The sequence below is a fragment of the Methylocapsa sp. S129 genome, from assembly GCF_009765995.1.
Taxonomy (GTDB): domain Bacteria; phylum Pseudomonadota; class Alphaproteobacteria; order Rhizobiales; family Beijerinckiaceae; genus Roseiarcus.
The window spans coordinates 84,520-100,669 of the sequence record NZ_LMUI01000013.1; the positions used below are offsets into that span (position 1 = coordinate 84,520).

A 16,150-nucleotide genomic window follows, 5' to 3' on the forward strand; every position below is an offset into this window, starting at 1 on the left:
GTGTTGACCAAACGCCATTGGCGTCGCCATTCGCCGTCGCCCATTCCCTCCTCGGCTGCTCGGGCCGGATGACGACGGCGATCGCCGCGATCGGGCGAGGGGAGACGGGCGTGCCGTTCGGGCTGGAGGTCGCGTAAGCGCTAACAGCAGCCGCCCGGCGCTGAGCGGGGGCGCCGACTAAAGCAATCTGTACCGGCCTCGACCCAGAAATACGAGATAGCCGCGATCCCGCAGGACCTGTAGTTGCTGGCGGATTTTCTGGCGAACATGCTGATTCATTGGATACAAGCCACTAAGGCGGGACTCGAAAGCGTAAACATCGTCAAGGCTGAAGTCCTTGGCATGTATAGCTTCAACACACCTCAGTACGTTGAGAAGCCATCCTCGCGATGTGGCGGTTTCCTCGCGCAAGAATAAAGATTTCTGCCATTGTTCCAGCACGTTGTGCCGGTCGAGCACCACACCATCGCGCACGATGTGTATTTTTCCCGCCTCAGGCAAATTGGATAGGAGGATATTGCAGCCGATCCAACCTGCTCGGCGCGCCCCATCTCGGAGGGGTTTTCGCTTTTCGATTATTTCGACGACGAAGAAATGCTTAGGGACCACAAAAAAATTATTCACGCCGAGCTTTGGAATGTAATTTAGCAGCATCAGATTCGGATTGTTCTCGGCCGCGAGCCGCTCGCACATCTTATGGTATGCGCCGTCGACCACCTTTGAGCCAAATTTTGATTTTTGGCTCTTCAATTCGAATTCTTCATTGCAGTTCTTGCAATGCAAATCTGCGACCGGACGGTTATTCGGAAACTGCGACAACTCGGCATGTCCGCAGTTTGGACAGAAAGCTTGCTTGGTAGCCCACGCCTCAGTCAAAATCCGAGCGGTTTGCGAGCCAGAATCATAAGGCGCTTGCGCGGATTCTTCGAAGCCCAATTTCAAAATATTCGTCCGCCTCCGTTTGCGCCGAACGAATCAACAGCCGCCGACGACCGCGCTTTCATCCTGTCGATCTTGATCGCATCCAGACTCGCGATGCCACCGCAATCGTCACAAAAGCCGGCTTGGAAAACGGTCGCAAGCTCCCATGACTGGGTCTCGACATCCCATGTCGCCCAGGCATCGCGCCGGACATTTTCGGAACCGCAAATGGAGCAGACGTATTTGTAGATGGTCATGGGTTGCGATCGCCTCTTCGCTCGACCTTGACATACTCTCGCATAATTTCGGTTCGCCGGTCAGCCGTAATGTCTTGGGCGCTAAGCGGCTGCACAGGTCCGCTCACTTCTCCATGACGAACAAGCCGCCGCCGTGACGCGCCCTTTAAGGTTGGTCTTTAGCGGTAGCCAAACCGGCGAATCATCACGGCTTTTCAACTCTCGCCGCTCTCCGCGCCCTTGTTACTCGCACCAACATCTGATCGAATGCCCCAACCACCGGAGGAGACGAGTCATGGCTAAAGGGCAGATGCGCAGCAACAAAGAAGCCAAGAAGCCGAAGAAGGACAAATTGAAAGCTTCGGCGCCTGCTACCACGGCGGCGGGTTTTACGAAGGCGGGGCAGCCTGCCGGATCGCCGTCCAAGAAGAAGTGATTTTCTCGTTCGCGATGGGCGCATGCCGTCATTGCGAGCGGAGCGAAGCAATCCAGAGGTCGAGACGGTTGCCGGATTGGGCGCATGAGGTATTGCGCCCTCCCGATATGATAAGCCTCCGTTCGAAGCGGAGTGGGATGTTTATGTTCTGACTTGCAACCTCCTCGACCTCTGGATTGCTTCGCTCCGCTCGCAATGACGGCGCGAGATTCCCTTCGCAATAACGACGACCTCACCGCCGCCCGTCGCAATTGCGCCGCACGAATCCTCTATAAGCGCTCGCGAAAATTGCGGCTTTCGGGTTTCGTTTCTCTTGCGGTTGGCTTGAGGCGGTCGCAAAAGCTCGATCCGACGGTGCTTCGACGATGTCATACGGCGACCAGGATTCCTCCAAAAATATACCCCTCGATGTTCAGGGCCTGCGCGGGCGCCTGATCCGATATCGCGACCCCTCGCTTCGGCGCAGCCTGACCGAAATCGCGATCACCGCCGTTCCGCTGATCGGCCTATGGGCGGCGATGTGGGCGCTGCTGCATGTCAGCTATTGGCTGAGCCTGATGCTGGCGGTGCCCGCCGCCGGGTTTCTCGTGCGCCTGTTCATGATCCAGCATGATTGCAGCCACGGCGCCTTCTTCCGCCATCGCGCGATCAACGACTGGGTCGGGCGCGTGATCGGCGTCGCGACGCTGACGCCTTACGACTATTGGAAGCGCACGCATGCGGCGCATCATGCGAGTTCAGGCAATCTCGACCGGCGCGGCATTGGCGACGTCTCCACCGTGACGGTGCGCGAATATCTCGCGATGAGCTGGCGCGGGCGGCTCGGCTATCGCCTCTATCGCCATCCCGCCGTGATGTTCGGCCTGGGGCCGGCCTATCTCTTCCTCCTGCAGCACCGGGCGCCGTTCGGACTGATGCGCGGCGCGGGCTGGAGCCCGTGGATCAGCACGATGGCGACCAATGCGGGGATCGCCTCGGTCGCCGCGCTCCTCGTCTGGCTGATCGGCATCGGCCCGTTTCTCGCCATTCACCTGCCGATCGCGGTGCTCGCCGCCTCGATCGGCGTCTGGCTGTTTTATGTGCAGCACCAGTTTGAAGACACGGCATGGGCGCATGAGCCCATCTGGTCGCAACCCGAAGCCGCCTTGCATGGGTCTTCGCATTACGACTTGCCGCTTGTGCTGCGCTGGTTCACCGCCAATATCGGCGTCCACCATGTCCATCATCTGAACAGCCGCATTCCCTATTATCGGCTCGGCGAAGTCCTGCGCAATCATCCCGAGCTTTCGGGCGTCGGCCGGCTGACTCTCTGGCAAAGCCTGCGCTGCATCCGCTTCGCGCTTTGGGACGAAAGCGCGAGCCGCCTCGTCTCTTTCAGCGCCCTGCGAAAGCGGAAGAAGATCCAGCCCGCGACGACCGAACTTGCGGCGTAAGAATAAGACAACCGTTTAAAAGGATTATCCGCCGGTCGCGCAAACGCGCGGGCCTTGCCGCCCTACATCGCCACCCGGAATGAATCGACGCTCGCCATATTCCACGCCTTGCGCAAACTCTCGTCGCGCGCGCCGGCGACGAGTTCGCCTTTCTCGACGCTCGGATAGATCTCCGCGAAAGTCGTGACTTCGCGCACATTGATCCGGCGCCAGAAGTGAACGGGGTGAAAGTCGCTGGGATGATCGAGCCCGGCGGCGGCGGTCAGTTCCGCCAGCGCATGGATCGTCGAGCGATGAAAATTATGCACGCGCTCGGATTTGTCGGGCACGACGAGGGCGCGGCTGCGCGTCGGATCCTGGGTCGCGACGCCGGTCGGGCAGCGGTCGGTATGGCAGCTCAGCGACTGGATGCAGCCGAGCGAAAACATGAAGCCGCGCGCCGAATTGCACCAATCGGCGCCGAGCGCCATCGCGCGCGCGATGTCGAAAGCGGTGATGATCTTGCCGGCGACGCCGATGCGGATGCGATCGCGGGCGCCGATGCCCACAAGCGCATTATGCACGAAGACAAGGCCCTCGCGCATCGGCATGCCGAGGTGATCCATGAATTCGAGCGGCGCGGCCCCGGTGCCGCCTTCCTTGCCGTCGACGACGATAAAATCGGGATAGGTCTTGGTCTCCAGCATCGCCTTGCAGATCGCCAGAAATTCCCAGGAATGGCCCAGGCAGAGTTTGAAACCGACCGGCTTGCCCAGAGACAGCCGCCGCAATTTCGCGATGAAGCCCATCATCTCGGTCGGCGTCGAAAATGCCGAATGGCTCGCGGGCGAAAGACAATCCTTGCCTTCCTCGACGCCCCGGATCGTCGCGATCTCGGCCGTGACCTTGGCGCCCGGCAAAACGCCGCCATGGCCGGGCTTGGCGCCCTGGCTCAGTTTGATTTCGATCATCTTGATCTGATCGTTGGCCGCGACCTCAGCAAATTTGTCCGGATTGAAGGACCCGTCGGGGTTGCGACAACCAAAATAGCCCGAGCCGATCTCCCAGATGATGTCGCCGCCATTTTCCTTGTGATAGGGGCTGAAGCCGCCCTCGCCGGTGTCATGGGCGAAGCCGCCTTTTTTCGCGCCGGCGTTCAGGGCGCGGATGGCGTTGGCGCTCAGCGAGCCAAAGCTCATCGCCGAAATATTGAGCACCGAAATCGAATAAGGCCGCAGACAGTCGGGCCCGCCGACGCTGACGCGAAAAGATTCGGTTGCGACGGGCCTGGGCGCGATCGAATGCTGGAGCCATTCATAGCCCGGCGCGTAAATGTCGAATTGCGTGCCGAACGGCCGTTTGTCGAGCGCCAGTTTGGCGCGCTGGTAAACGACCGCGCGCCGGTCGCGCGGAAACGGCAATCCGTCCTTTTCGCTCTCGAAGAAATATTGCCGGATTTCTGGGCGAATTTCCTCAAGCAGGAAGCGCAGATGCGCCGAGATCGGATAATTGCGCAGGATCGAATGATGCGTCTGCAGAAGGTCGCGCACGCCGAGCAGCGAAAGTCCGACAAAAACGAGGAGAGCTAAGCCAAGCGGAACATCCCATCTCCGCAGCATCGATCCGCCAATGACGATCGACAGCGCGACGGCGGCGAGAACGCACAGCGTCAGCACGATGAAACGATGCGTGAACGCCAAAGTCAGAACGCGCAATCAATCCCCCCTCAGCGCGAAGCGCCGCCAGTCCCTTATATCGTCGACTCGACAAGCCCGTGACGCAGCGATGAGACTATCTCTTTCGCCTCAATTGCAAAAGGCGTGCGGCCCATCGTATTTGGCGCTCTTCCCCCCTTGCGGGGGAAGATATCACGCGGAGCGTGACAGATGAGGGGTGGCCGCGCGAAGCGCGGCGGCTTTGAACCTATCGACGCCGCGCCGTGGCTCACAAGAGAGTTCGGAGATTGCCGTCAGGCGCAATCCTGATGCACGGAGCCTGCTTCCGCAAGGTTCAAAGCCGTCTCGCTTCGCTCGACTCCCCTCATCCCAAGGCGAATGCAAAGCATTCGTCCGCGACCCGGCTCCGCCGGGCATCTTCCCCCGCAAGGGGGGAAGATGCGTTTCACGCCCCAAGCACAGCCTTCATCCACGCCCTTCGATAAGCCTGCAGCCCCTCGACAGCCGAAGGCGCCGCGGCGATCAGCGCCGGCGGCTGAAAATCGCGCGGCGGCCATTGCGCCAGCAGCGCGGCGCCCCGCGCCGTTCCCGCCGCGTCCGACCCCGCATAAACCGCTTGCGACGGCCGCAAGGCGGCGAGCAAGGCGCAATAGGCGGGATTGGCGGCAAGACTCCCTTCGACGATCAGATCGCCAGTCTTGACGCCGAGGCGATCGAGCATCAGGTCGCTCATGAGGGCGAGATAGAGCGTCGCAAGCGCCGGCAGGTCGGCGGGGGCCACATCCCCGCGAATTTCGCCCTTGCGCGACGGGAAGGGACCGCCCTGCCCCGCAAAGCACGGCAAGGCCATCGCGCCCGAGGCGATCACCCGCGCGAGCGAGGCCGCATCGGGGCTGGCTGGCGCGCCGGCGATGGCGGCATATTCGCGCCCGCCCATGAAACGCGCGGTGGCGACGGGGCGCCCCTCGACATCGACATTGGCCAGCGTGTCGTCGGCCGGATCGAGCCCGTCGAGGCTGAGGCCTACCGCCATCAGGATGACCCAGGTGCCCGTCGAGACGATCGTGAACGGCGCCTTGCGCGAGGCGAGATGCGGCAGCAACGACGCGTTGGAATCATGAACCCCGCAGAGCACGCCGACGTCCTCGCGTAGGCCCGCCGCGGCGGCGACATCCGGCTTGACCGGCCCCAGCCGATCATAGGCCCGCCGCATCGGCGGGGTCCGCCGATCGAGATCCAGCGCGGCGGCGAGACTCGAATAACGCCCGGCCAAAGGCGCCCATAATTCAGTATGCGCGCCCAGAAACGTCACTTCGCTCGCCGCGATCCCGCACAGCCGCCATGCCCAATATTGCGGATAGGTCAGATAATATTTCGCCTCAGCGAAAGCTTCGGGAAATCGTCGCTTCTGCCAGGCGACCTGCCGGGCGAGATTGAGGCCCGCTGGCAATATGGGCGAGAAGGATTCGGAAAAAGGCGGCCGTATCGGCGCATAAAAGGGCTCGACCTCCTCGACGCCGGCAAATTCGTAATCCATGACCGGCAGAAGAAGGCCATTGTCGTCGATGAGCGCGCCTGTGCAGGCATGCGTCGTGGCGACAATGGTGGCAATCTCATGGGCCTTATTGGCCTCCTTGAGCGCCGCGATCAGGAACGCCCCTATCGCCTCGATATCCATATGGGGATAAGGCGGACCAGGCGCGACGCGATTGGGCATGGCGTGCTCCCACAACAACGCGCCCTCGCGAGCGAATGTCGCCAGTTTCACATTGGTCTTGCCGATGTCGAGAACCGCGACGGCGCCGTTCATTTTGTGGATCCCCCCGCGCCCTGACTCACCCGATTCCGCCTGCTGGCGTGCGTCAGCAAAGTTGGCCGATTATACGCGTTCCCTCCCCCCTTGTGGGGGAGGGTTAGGGAGGGGGGTCGCGCCACACTATCGGACCGAGACGCAATATTCTTTCGGATAGTCCAGTGCGACCCCCCACCCCTACCCTCCCCCACAAGGGGGGAGGGAGAGACGGCGCGAATCGTTCGATTTGCAGACGCAGAACAACAGTCTCTATGGCAGATAAAACATCTCCGTCAGCGGCACGGCGACGGGCGAACCATCCGCGTTGGCGCGCATGATATCCTTCATGTGATCCCACCAGCGGCGCATGACGGGATGGCCTGGCAGCGCATCCATCGCATGGCCCTCGCGCCGCTCCAGATAGGCGAACAGGATCGACGTCTCTTCATCGAGATGAATGGAATAATTGGCGACGCCCGCCTCGCGCAGAAGGCTCGCAAGCTCCGGCCAGATCGCATCATGGCGCAGCCGATATTCCGCGGCGCAGCCCGGGTTGAGAAACATCTTGAAGGCGGTGCGTTGCATGTCAGCTTCGCCCACGCAGGAAACGCTGCGCAACGGCCGGCGCGCTGATCGAGGCGATCAGCAACACGCCATTCAAGATGCTGATGACGATGCCGGGCACATTGACCAGCGACAGGCCGAAGGTCGTCAGGCCCAGCACGAAGACCGCCAGCGTGACGCCGAGGATCGTGCCGGCGCCGCCGGCGATCGAGACGCCGCCCAGAACGACCATCGTCACCACTTCCAGCTCGAATCCAAGCGCGATGTTCGGCCGCGTCGAACCGATGCGTCCGGTGAGCAGCACCGCCGCCAGACCCGCCATCAGGCCCATCAGCACGAACAGCCAGAAGCGGATGCGATTGACCGCTATCCCTGAAAATAGCGCGGCGACGGGATTGGCGCCCATGGCGAACAGCTTGCGGCCGATGATCGTGCGATGCAGAACGATTCCGAAAACCGCCGCCAAGCCAAGAAACAGCACGAAAGAGATCGGGATCGGCGCCTTGTCGGTGATATAGCCCTGCCCGATCGCCTGGAACGAGGCTGGATACTTGGTGATCGCCTGGTCGCCGAGCGCGACTTGCGCAATGCCGCGAAACAGCGACATCGTGCCGATCGTCACAACGATCGACGGCAGGCCGAAGCCGGTGACCAGCGCGCCGTTGAAGGCGCCGCATAGGGCGCCGACGCCAAGGCCAATGCCGATCAGCGCGAAGGTCGGCGCGCCCGCTTCAGCGGCGAATCCCATCGCCAGCGAGGCCAGCGCGATGATCGCGGCGATCGACAGATCGATGTCGCGCACGATGATCAGCAAGGTCATCGCCAGCGCAAGGATCGCCTTTTCCGAGAAATTGAACGTCGCATCGGAGAGATTGTAGAAATCAAGGAAGAACGGCGAGATCAGCGCATTGACGATGACGACGGCGATCAGCAGGACGACGAGGATCGTCTCCCAGCGCAAGAGATAATCCGACAGTCGGCGCGGCGCCCGATCGGCGACGTCATAGCGGCTGGCGGGACTGGCGTTCGAAAGGCTCACGCGCGCGCTCCATTGCCTGCCGGTCGCCGGGAGCCGCGCAGGATCAGCTTGCCGCTGCGCCGTTCCGAGCGCGCATTGATGACGACGGCGCCGAGAATGACCGCGCCGGAAATCAGCATCTGCCAGAACGGCGAGACATTGATGACCGGCAGCGCGTTGACGACGACGCCAAGGAACAAGGCGCCCAGCAACGCCCCTTGAACGGAGCCGACGCCGCCGGCGATCGAGACGCCGCCGATGACGCAGGCCGCAATAATCGTCAATTCATAGCCTTGCGCGATATCGGTATAGGCGATGCCATAGCGCGACACCCAGAGATAGCCGCACAGGCCCGACACCGCGCCCGCCAGCGTATAGACGAGGAATTGCTGAACTCTGAGATCGATGCCGCAATAACGCGCCGCGACCGGATTGCCGCCGACCGCATAGAGGCCGCGCCCAATGCGGCTGTGGTTCAACAGCGCCCAAAAGAACAGGCTGACCAGCGCCGCGATCACGATCAGAATCGGCGCGCCCAACAGCGTCGATTTGGGAAAGGCGAGAAAAGCCGGATTCATATCCTTGGACGTGAGCCAGGCGCCGCCGGCTATCAGGAAAATCGCGCCGCGATATATCGAAAGCGTGCCGAGCGTCACGACGATCGGCGGAATGCCGACAAACGCGATGAAGGCGCCGTTCAACGCGCCGAGCGCGGCCCCCAGCGCAACCGCCAGCGCGATAATGCCGGCGACCGGCAGGCCTGGCATGGCGCGCGAGACCAGCGCCGCGATCATGCCGGTCAGCGCGAGATTGGCGGCGACCGACAGATCGATGCCGCGCGTCAGAATGACGGCCATTTGCGCGAGCGTCAGCATGAACAGAAAGCTGGTGTCGGTGAGAACGCCGATCAGACTTTCCGGCGTGACGAAGACCGGCGCGCGCAGGCCAATCGCAAGGATCAGCGCCGCGACGATCAGCGCCAATGCGGCGTCGCGATGACGAAAAAGGGCAGCCAGGCTCATGGGAGCGCCTCGCCGCTTTCGCCCGCGCACGGCGCCTCGGCGTCCTCGTTGGCGATCGCGGCGCTGACGATCATTTCCGCGCTCGCTTGTCCGCGCGCAAAGCGTTGCACGACGCGCCCCTCGTGCATGACCATGATTTCGTCGGCGAGCCCCATGATCTCGGGCAGTTCGGAGGAGACGAGAATGATCGCGATGCCCTCGCTGGCGAGTTCGCCCATAAATTCGTGCACGGCCGCTTTTGAGCCGATGTCGATGCCCTTGGTCGGTTCATCGAGAATCAGAATGCGCGGGCCTGAGGCGAGCCATTTGCCGATCACCACCTTCTGCTGATTGCCGCCCGACAATTCGCCCAGCTTCTGCTCCCAATTGGCCGCCTTGACCGCGAGCCGTCCGCCGAATTTCTTGGTGGTTTGCAATTCTTTGGCGAGGCTCAGGAAGCCGTCGCGCGCATGCGCTTTGAGCGAAGCAAGAGTCATGTTGGCGCGAATGCCGAAGGGCAGCACGACGCCCTGAATCTGGCGGTCTTCCGGCACATAGGCGAGGCCGGCGCGGATCGCGTCGGCGGGCGAGCGGATATGGGCCTCGCGGCCGTCGATCTTGACCCTGCCGCGCGTCAGCGGGCTCAATCCGAACAGACCCTGCATCGCTTCAGAACGCCCGGCGCCGACAAGGCCGTAGAGCCCGATGATCTGACCGGCGCGAAGCTGAAACGAAACGCCGTCGAACTCGCTGGCGTTGGCCAGATCCTCGGCCTCAAGCACAACGGGGCCAGGCTTCACGTCGCGCTTGGGATAGACCTGTTCGATCGAGCGTCCGACCATCAGCCGCACGAGATCGGCTTGCGCGACATCGGCGATGGCGCCATGGCCGACTTCCTCGCCGTCGCGCAGGCACGTCCAGCGGTCGGCGACATGAAAAATCTCATCAAACTTGTGCGAAATGAACAGGATCGCGCAATTGCGGCGCTTGAGCTGCGCGATGATGGCGAAGAGATCGCCGATCTCGCGCGCCGAAAGCGCGGAAGTCGGCTCGTCCATGATGATGATGCGCGCGTCATGCGACAGAGCGCGAGCGATTTCGACGAGGTGCTTTTGCGCGACGCTGAGACGCTTGAGCAGCGTGTTCGCGTCGAAATCCGCTTCGAGTCGCTTGAGAAGTTCGGCCGTCCGCGAACGCATGGCGGCCCAGTCGATGCGTCCGCCCGCGCCCAGCGGCATATGACCCATGAAGATATTTTCGGCGACGCTCAATTCATCGAACATCACCGTTTCCTGATGGATCGCGGCGATGCCGGCGGCCCAGGCGTCGCGCGGGCCCGTGCAGATGAAAGGCGCGCCGGAAACGACGATCTCGCCTTCATCGGGTTGATAAATGCCGGTCAGAATCTTGACCAAAGTCGACTTGCCGGCGCCGTTCTCGCCAATCAGCGCGGTGACTTCGCCGGCGCGCAAATTGAGATTGACGTTATGCAGCGCGCGCACGCCGGGGAAACGCTTGGAGACGCCGGTGAGCGTAAGGATCGGCGCGGAAAGGCCTGATGTTTCGGTCACCTGTGTGGATGCGTCAACAGCCATATCGATGGATATCTCAAAAAATAAAGACGCCGCCAGCGCCCCTTCTCCCGCCGAAGGTGGGAGAAGGTGGCCCGACGAAGTCGGGTCGGATGAGGGCGGCGGCCCCGAATGCAACGGCAAAGCACAAGCGCCGCAAGTTTCGCTCGTCACGCCGAGAGGCCCTCATCCGACCTCGCTTCGCGAGGCCACCTTCTCCCGCGAAGCGGGAGAAGGAATACGCTCACCTTCTCCCGCAAAGCGGGAGAATGGGTCGCGCCGCGCCGCCTCAGAATATCTTCGCGAATTTCTCGATATTCGACTTATCGAACGTGAAGGGGTCGGCCATCGCCGCCGAGCCATCCGCGCCGATCTTGATGTCGCCCATGCGGCCGGCATGGATCGTCGTGCCGGCGGCGCCGGTCGCCTTGCCCGAAGCGATCAGGGCGGCGATCATCGTCGCGCTATAGCCAAGGTCGATCGGGTTCCAGATCGCAAATGTGTCGGTTGCGCCCGCCAGCACCGCGCCCTTCATTTCCGAAGGCAGGCCGAGGCCCGTCACATAGACCTTGCCGACGAGATTGGCGTCGACGACCGCTTTGGCGGCGGCGACAATGCCGACCGAAGTCGGCGCGACGATGCCCTTCAGATTCGGATAGGCTTTGATCAAGCCTTGCGTCTCGCGATAGCTCTTGTCGGCGACGTCATCGCCATAGACCGTCGTCACCAGCTTCATCTTGGCGTATTCGGGCTTGGCCCATTCCTTCTTCATCCACTCGATCCAGGTGTTCTGGTTGGTGGCCTGCGCGGTGGCCGAGAGGATGGCGACTTCGCCTTCGTTATTGATGGTCTTGGCGATCATCTGGACCAGTTTGGAGCCGATCAATTGCGGGTTCGACGGGTCGAGCTGCAAGATGCGTCCTTCGGGCGCGACGCCCGAATCGAACGAGATCACTTTGATGCCGCGGCTCATCGCCTTCTTGCAGACCGGCACAAGCGCATTGGTGTCGTTGGACGAAATCGCGATGGCGTCGACTTTTTGCGCGATCAGCGAATCGATCACCGCAATTTGCTCCTCGGCCGTCGTCTTGGTCGGCCCGGTATAGATCAGTTCGACATTGCCGAGTTCCTTGGCCGCCTCAAGGCCGCCATCGCGACAGGCGTCGAAAAAGCCGATGCCGAGCGCCTTGACCACCATGGCGATGCGCAGCTTGTCGGCGGCGAATGCCGGCGTCGCGCCGGCGCCCGCGACGAGAATCGACGCGCCACTCATCAATTGCAATACAGACCGTCTGTTGAGCATTGTATCCTCCCTTTTTCGTGCCTCATCCCGCTTGTTGCGGCATGTCCTTCATTCGACCCTCGCCAATTTCAGGCGACGGCTTTTGAACTCGAAAGCCCGGCGGCGTCGATATCAACCAATTGCACCTGCACGCCGGCTTCTCGCAGCATGTCGAGCGCCGCGGCGGACGCGCCATTGTCCGTGATCAGAATATCGATGCGCGACAACGGGCAGACGACAAGACTGCCGCGCGAGGCGAATTTCGAACTGTCGGCGAGCACGACGAGCTTGTCGGCGCGCTTCAAGAGCTTGGTCTCGGCGCGCGCGATCAGCGGATCGCCCTCGATCACGCCGAGAGGGCCGATTGAAATGGCGCTCATGAACATGCGCGAGGCCGAATAATGCTGGATCGCGTCTTCTTCGAACGGCGAGACGATCAGTTTCTGTTCGCGATAAACTTCGCCGCCCGGCAGCGCGACGCGACATTTCGAATCATGGATCAGCGTCTCGGCCAGCGGATAGGAATTGGTGAGAACCTTCAGGCGGCGCTCGCGCAAGAACTCGCCCATCTCGAAAGTTGTCGTTCCGCCATTGATGATGATCGCGTCCCCGTCGCTGCAAAGCGCGACGGCGGCTTTGGCGATCGCCCGCTTGGCGGCGACATTGAGCGTCTTGCTGATTTCGAAGGAGCGGGTCGCCAGCGCCGGCGCGTCATTCGAGGCGAGTTGCGAACCGGGAATGGCTTCCAAGCCGCCATGCACACGGGTGGCGGAGCCCAGTTCGGCGAGCCGGGCAAAGTCGCGCCGCACCGAGGCTTCGGAGGCGCCGGTGGCCCGGCAAACGTCGGCGATGCGCACGAGCGTGTGCTCTTTCAGCATCGCTTTGATGACCTGCCAGCGCTCGCGTTCATGCACGGCTCTGTTCCTCCCGACCGCTCATAACTAGTCACGAACTTTTCGGGCGGTCAATGCAAAACGTTCACAATCCATCAATTTCGCACCGCATCAATCACATTGCGCCGCAATATCGCTCAGAACACGATTGACCGTGAGCGGTTGCGATCTTATGGTCCGGCAAAAGCGCAATGCGACGGAGGCAACGTTGATGACCCAGGCTGCGGCCAAACCGCTTCCCAATCTATGGGACGATTCCCATGCGGCCGCCCTCGATGAGCCTGGCCTTTTGCTCTATCGCTCCAACCTGCTCGGCAGCGATCTTCGCATCACCAATTTTGGCGGCGGCAACACTTCGGCCAAGGTCGAGACGGCCGATCCGCTGACCGGAAAGCCTGTGCAAGTCCTGTGGGTCAAAGGCTCGGGCGGCGATATCGGCTCGATGAAGCGCGATGGCTTCGCCACGCTCTACATGGACAAGCTGGAGAGCCTGAAAGGCGTCTATCGCGGCCTTGCGCATGAAGACGAAATGGTCGCGCTGTTCAACCATTGCACGTTCAATCTCAACCCGCGCGCGACATCCATCGACACCGCCTTGCACGGTTTCGTGCCGCACGCCCATGTCGATCATGTTCATGCGGACGCGGTGATCGCGATCGCCGCCTCGGCCAATTCCGAGGAATTGACGCGCAAAATATTCGGCGGCGCGCTGGGCTATCTCCCCTGGCAGCGGCCGGGCTTCGATCTGGGCCTGAAGCTTGGCGAAATGGCCGCCAAACATCCCGAATATGTCGGCGTCGTGCTCGGCGCCCATGGTCTTTTCACCTGGGGCAAGACATCGAAAGCCTGTTACGAGACCACGTTGCGCATCATCCAGCAGGCGGCCGATTGGCTCGCGGCTCATGAAAAGCAACCGGCGTTCGACGGCGTGCGCATCGAGCCCGCCGAGCCCGCCAAACGGCGCGCGATCGCAGCAAGACTGATGCCGCTCGTCCGCGGCAAGATCTCGCAAAGCGAGCGCAAGGTCGGGCATTTCACCGATGCGCCCGAAGTGCTGGAATTCGTCAATTCTCGCGCGCTCGATGCGCTCGCGCCTATGGGAACGTCCTGCCCCGATCATTTCCTGCGCACGAAAATCCGCCCGCTGGTCCTGCCCTATGACCCGCAAAGCGACAATGTCGATGCGATCGCCGATTCTCTCGACGCGCGCCTTGAAGCCTATCGGGGCGACTATTCCGCCTATTACCAGCGTTGCAAACATCCCAGCTCGCCGGCGATGCGCGATCCGAATGCGGTGATCTATCTCGTGCCGGGCGTTGGCATGTTGTCCTTCGCCAAGGACAAGGCGACGGCGCGCATCGCCTCGGAATTCTACATCAATGCGATCAACGTCATGCGCGGCGCGTCCGGCGTCAGCGCCTATGTCGGACTGCCCGAGCAGGAAGCCTTCGACATCGAATATTGGCTGCTTGAGGAGGCCAAGCTGCAGCGCATGCCTAAGGCGAAATCGCTCGCCGGCCGAATCGCCTATGTCACGGGCGGCGCCGGCGGCATCGGCGGCGCGACGGCGTTGCGGCTCTTGAACGAAGGCGCCTGCGTCATTCTCGCCGATATCGACCAGGCGGCGCTCGACGAACGCATCACGGCGGTGGTCAAAAAGTTCGGACGAGACAGCGCGGTCGGCATCAAGCTCGACGTCACCGACGAGGCCGGCGTGATCGCGAGCTTCCACGAATCCGTGCTCGCCTATGGCGGCATCGACATTGTCGTCTCCAACGCCGGCATCGCTTCGGCTTCGCCTGTCGAGGACACCAGCCTCGCGCTTTGGCAAAAGAACATGGACGTGCTCGCGACCGGTTATTTCCTTGTCGCGCGCGAGGCGTTCCGGCTGATGCAGCGTCAGAAATGCGGCGGCGCGATTGTCTTCGTCGCCTCCAAGAACGGCCTCGCCGCTTCGGCCGGCGCCTCGGCCTATTGCGCGGCCAAGGCCTCTGAAATTCATCTGGCGCGCTGCCTGGCGCTCGAGGGCGCCGCGCATGGCATCCGCGTCAACACCGTCAATCCCGACGCGGTGCTGCGCGGCTCGAAAATCTGGGCGGGCGAATGGCGCCAGCAGCGCGCCGCTTCCAACAAAGTGACGGAAGACGAGTTGGAGGAAGTCTATCGCCAGCGTTCGATGCTCAAGCTTTCCGTCCTGCCCGAGGACATAGCCGAGGGCATTTATTTCTTCGCCAGCGATCTCTCCGCCAAATCGACCGGCAATATTCTGAACGTCGACGCTGGCAACGCGCAGGCCTTTACGCGCTGAGCGCGGACAAATGGGGGCCGTCATTGCGAGCGGAGCGAAGCAATCCAGATGTCGTGACGGTAAGAGACTTAGCGCGTTGCATTTCGAAGCTTCGCTTTGTCGACCGGCGCGGTCCGCCAGCCGGCGGCACGATCTCTGGATTGCTTCGCTTCGCTCGCAATGACGACAACAGGAGAATTTGGCGATGACCTTCACTATCGACGCCGACTTCATCGCTGACAAGAATGCTGCACTGGCGCCCGCCCTTGACGAAGATTACGCCGCCCTCGCGCGCATGCTGAGCCGGCGCGGTCTCGATAGCGAAGCGCTCGTCAAAAAGGTGATGGCGTTCGGCGTCGCGATCCCGACCTGGGGCGTCGGCACGGGCGGCACGCGCTTTGCGCGCTTTCCTGGCGCCGGCGAGCCGCGCCACCTCTTCGACAAGCTCGACGATTGCGCGACGATCCAGCAGCTCGTGCGTGCGACGCCGACGATTTCGCCGCATTTCCCCTGGGATTCGACGAGCGATTACGCTGCGCTGCGCGAGACCGCCGCCGCGCGTGGCCTCGCCTTCGACGCCGTGAACTCCAATACGTTCCAGGATCAGCCCGGGCAGACGCGTTCCTACAAATTCGGCTCGCTCTCCCATGTCGACGGCGCCGTGCGCGCGCAGGCGATCGCCCATAATATCGACTGCGTCGCGATCGGCCGCAAACTCGGCTCGAAAGCGCTCACCGTCTGGATCGGCGACGGCGCCAATTTCGCGGGCCAGTCGAACCTGACGCTGGCGCTCGATCGCTATCTCGATTCGATGCGCGAGGTTTACGCGGCGCTGCCCGGCGACTGGCGCGTATTCCTGGAGCACAAGCTCTACGAGCCCGCCTTCTATTCGACCGTGATTTCCGATTGGGGAACGAGTTTTGCGGCGGCGCAGGAGCTTGGCCCCAAGGCGCAATGCCTCGTCGATCTCGGCCATCACGCGCCCAACGTCAATATCGAGCAGATCGTCGCGCGGCTCGTGCGCTTCAAGAAGCTTGGCGGCTTCCATTTCAACGATTCGA

At 62.2% G+C, this 16,150-nt stretch carries 13 protein-coding genes; 4 read left to right on the forward strand and 9 right to left on the reverse strand.

The window, feature by feature from the left end:
• Positions 1–177: 177 nt before the first annotated feature.
• Positions 178–942 carry a DpnI domain-containing protein gene (locus tag GSQ90_RS08550; protein ID WP_158814403.1) on the reverse strand — a complete coding sequence of 255 codons (765 nt, stop codon included), beginning with the start codon at positions 940–942 and terminating at the stop codon, positions 178–180.
• 510 nt (positions 943–1,452) lie between these two features.
• On the opposite strand from GSQ90_RS08550, the gene GSQ90_RS31985 reads away from it, so the two are divergent.
• Both GSQ90_RS31985 and GSQ90_RS08555 read left to right on the forward strand, forming a co-directional pair.
• Positions 1,453–1,593 carry a hypothetical protein gene (locus GSQ90_RS31985; protein WP_174247457.1) on the forward strand — a complete coding sequence of 47 codons (141 nt, stop codon included), beginning with the start codon at positions 1,453–1,455 and terminating at the stop codon, positions 1,591–1,593.
• 365 nt (positions 1,594–1,958) lie between these two features.
• Entirely contained in the window at positions 1,959–3,026 is a 1,068-nt protein-coding gene (locus tag GSQ90_RS08555; protein ID WP_158814404.1) for a fatty acid desaturase, read from the forward strand.
• A 62-nt stretch (positions 3,027–3,088) separates the two neighbouring features.
• Here the strand turns inward: GSQ90_RS08555 and GSQ90_RS08560 are convergent, their stop codons facing one another.
• The 8 genes from GSQ90_RS08560 to GSQ90_RS08595 all read right to left on the reverse strand — a co-directional run bounded on the left by GSQ90_RS08560 (position 3,089) and on the right by GSQ90_RS08595 (position 12,823).
• Positions 3,089–4,720: an FMN-binding glutamate synthase family protein gene (locus tag GSQ90_RS08560; RefSeq protein ID WP_158814405.1), complete on the reverse strand. Its 1,632-nt coding sequence runs from the start codon at positions 4,718–4,720 to the stop codon at positions 3,089–3,091.
• A gap of 406 nt (positions 4,721–5,126) precedes the next feature.
• Complete coding sequence (locus GSQ90_RS08565) at positions 5,127–6,491, reverse strand: FGGY-family carbohydrate kinase (protein WP_158814406.1); 1,365 nt, start codon at positions 6,489–6,491, stop codon at positions 5,127–5,129.
• Between the two features lie 252 nt (positions 6,492–6,743).
• Positions 6,744–7,058: an L-rhamnose mutarotase gene (rhaM, locus tag GSQ90_RS08570; protein ID WP_158814407.1), complete on the reverse strand. Its 315-nt coding sequence runs from the start codon at positions 7,056–7,058 to the stop codon at positions 6,744–6,746.
• A gap of 1 nt (position 7,059) precedes the next feature.
• Positions 7,060–8,076, reverse strand: coding sequence for an ABC transporter permease (locus GSQ90_RS08575; RefSeq protein WP_158814408.1), 1,017 nt, complete (start codon positions 8,074–8,076; stop codon positions 7,060–7,062).
• Positions 8,073–9,071: an ABC transporter permease gene (locus GSQ90_RS08580; RefSeq protein WP_210254859.1), complete on the reverse strand. Its 999-nt coding sequence runs from the start codon at positions 9,069–9,071 to the stop codon at positions 8,073–8,075. Before GSQ90_RS08580 ends, GSQ90_RS08575 begins: the two co-directional genes overlap by 4 nt.
• Positions 9,072–9,073: 2 nt before the next feature.
• Positions 9,074–10,651: a sugar ABC transporter ATP-binding protein gene (locus GSQ90_RS08585; RefSeq protein ID WP_158814410.1), complete on the reverse strand. Its 1,578-nt coding sequence runs from the start codon at positions 10,649–10,651 to the stop codon at positions 9,074–9,076.
• Positions 10,652–10,916: 265 nt separating this feature from the next.
• Positions 10,917–11,909 (reverse strand): rhamnose ABC transporter substrate-binding protein, encoded by a 993-nt coding sequence (gene rhaS / locus GSQ90_RS08590; protein ID WP_371418347.1) that lies wholly within the window; start codon positions 11,907–11,909, stop codon positions 10,917–10,919.
• A gap of 89 nt (positions 11,910–11,998) precedes the next feature.
• Positions 11,999–12,823 carry a DeoR/GlpR family DNA-binding transcription regulator gene (locus GSQ90_RS08595; RefSeq protein ID WP_158814412.1) on the reverse strand — a complete coding sequence of 275 codons (825 nt, stop codon included), beginning with the start codon at positions 12,821–12,823 and terminating at the stop codon, positions 11,999–12,001.
• A gap of 190 nt (positions 12,824–13,013) precedes the next feature.
• On the opposite strand from GSQ90_RS08595, the gene GSQ90_RS08600 reads away from it, so the two are divergent.
• A complete protein-coding gene (locus tag GSQ90_RS08600; protein WP_158814413.1) occupies positions 13,014–15,110 on the forward strand; it encodes a bifunctional rhamnulose-1-phosphate aldolase/short-chain dehydrogenase in 2,097 nt (698 codons plus the stop codon).
• Between the two features lie 184 nt (positions 15,111–15,294).
• On the forward strand, positions 15,295–16,150 hold an 856-nt coding region (locus tag GSQ90_RS08605), incomplete at its 3' end, for a TIM barrel protein (RefSeq protein WP_158814414.1).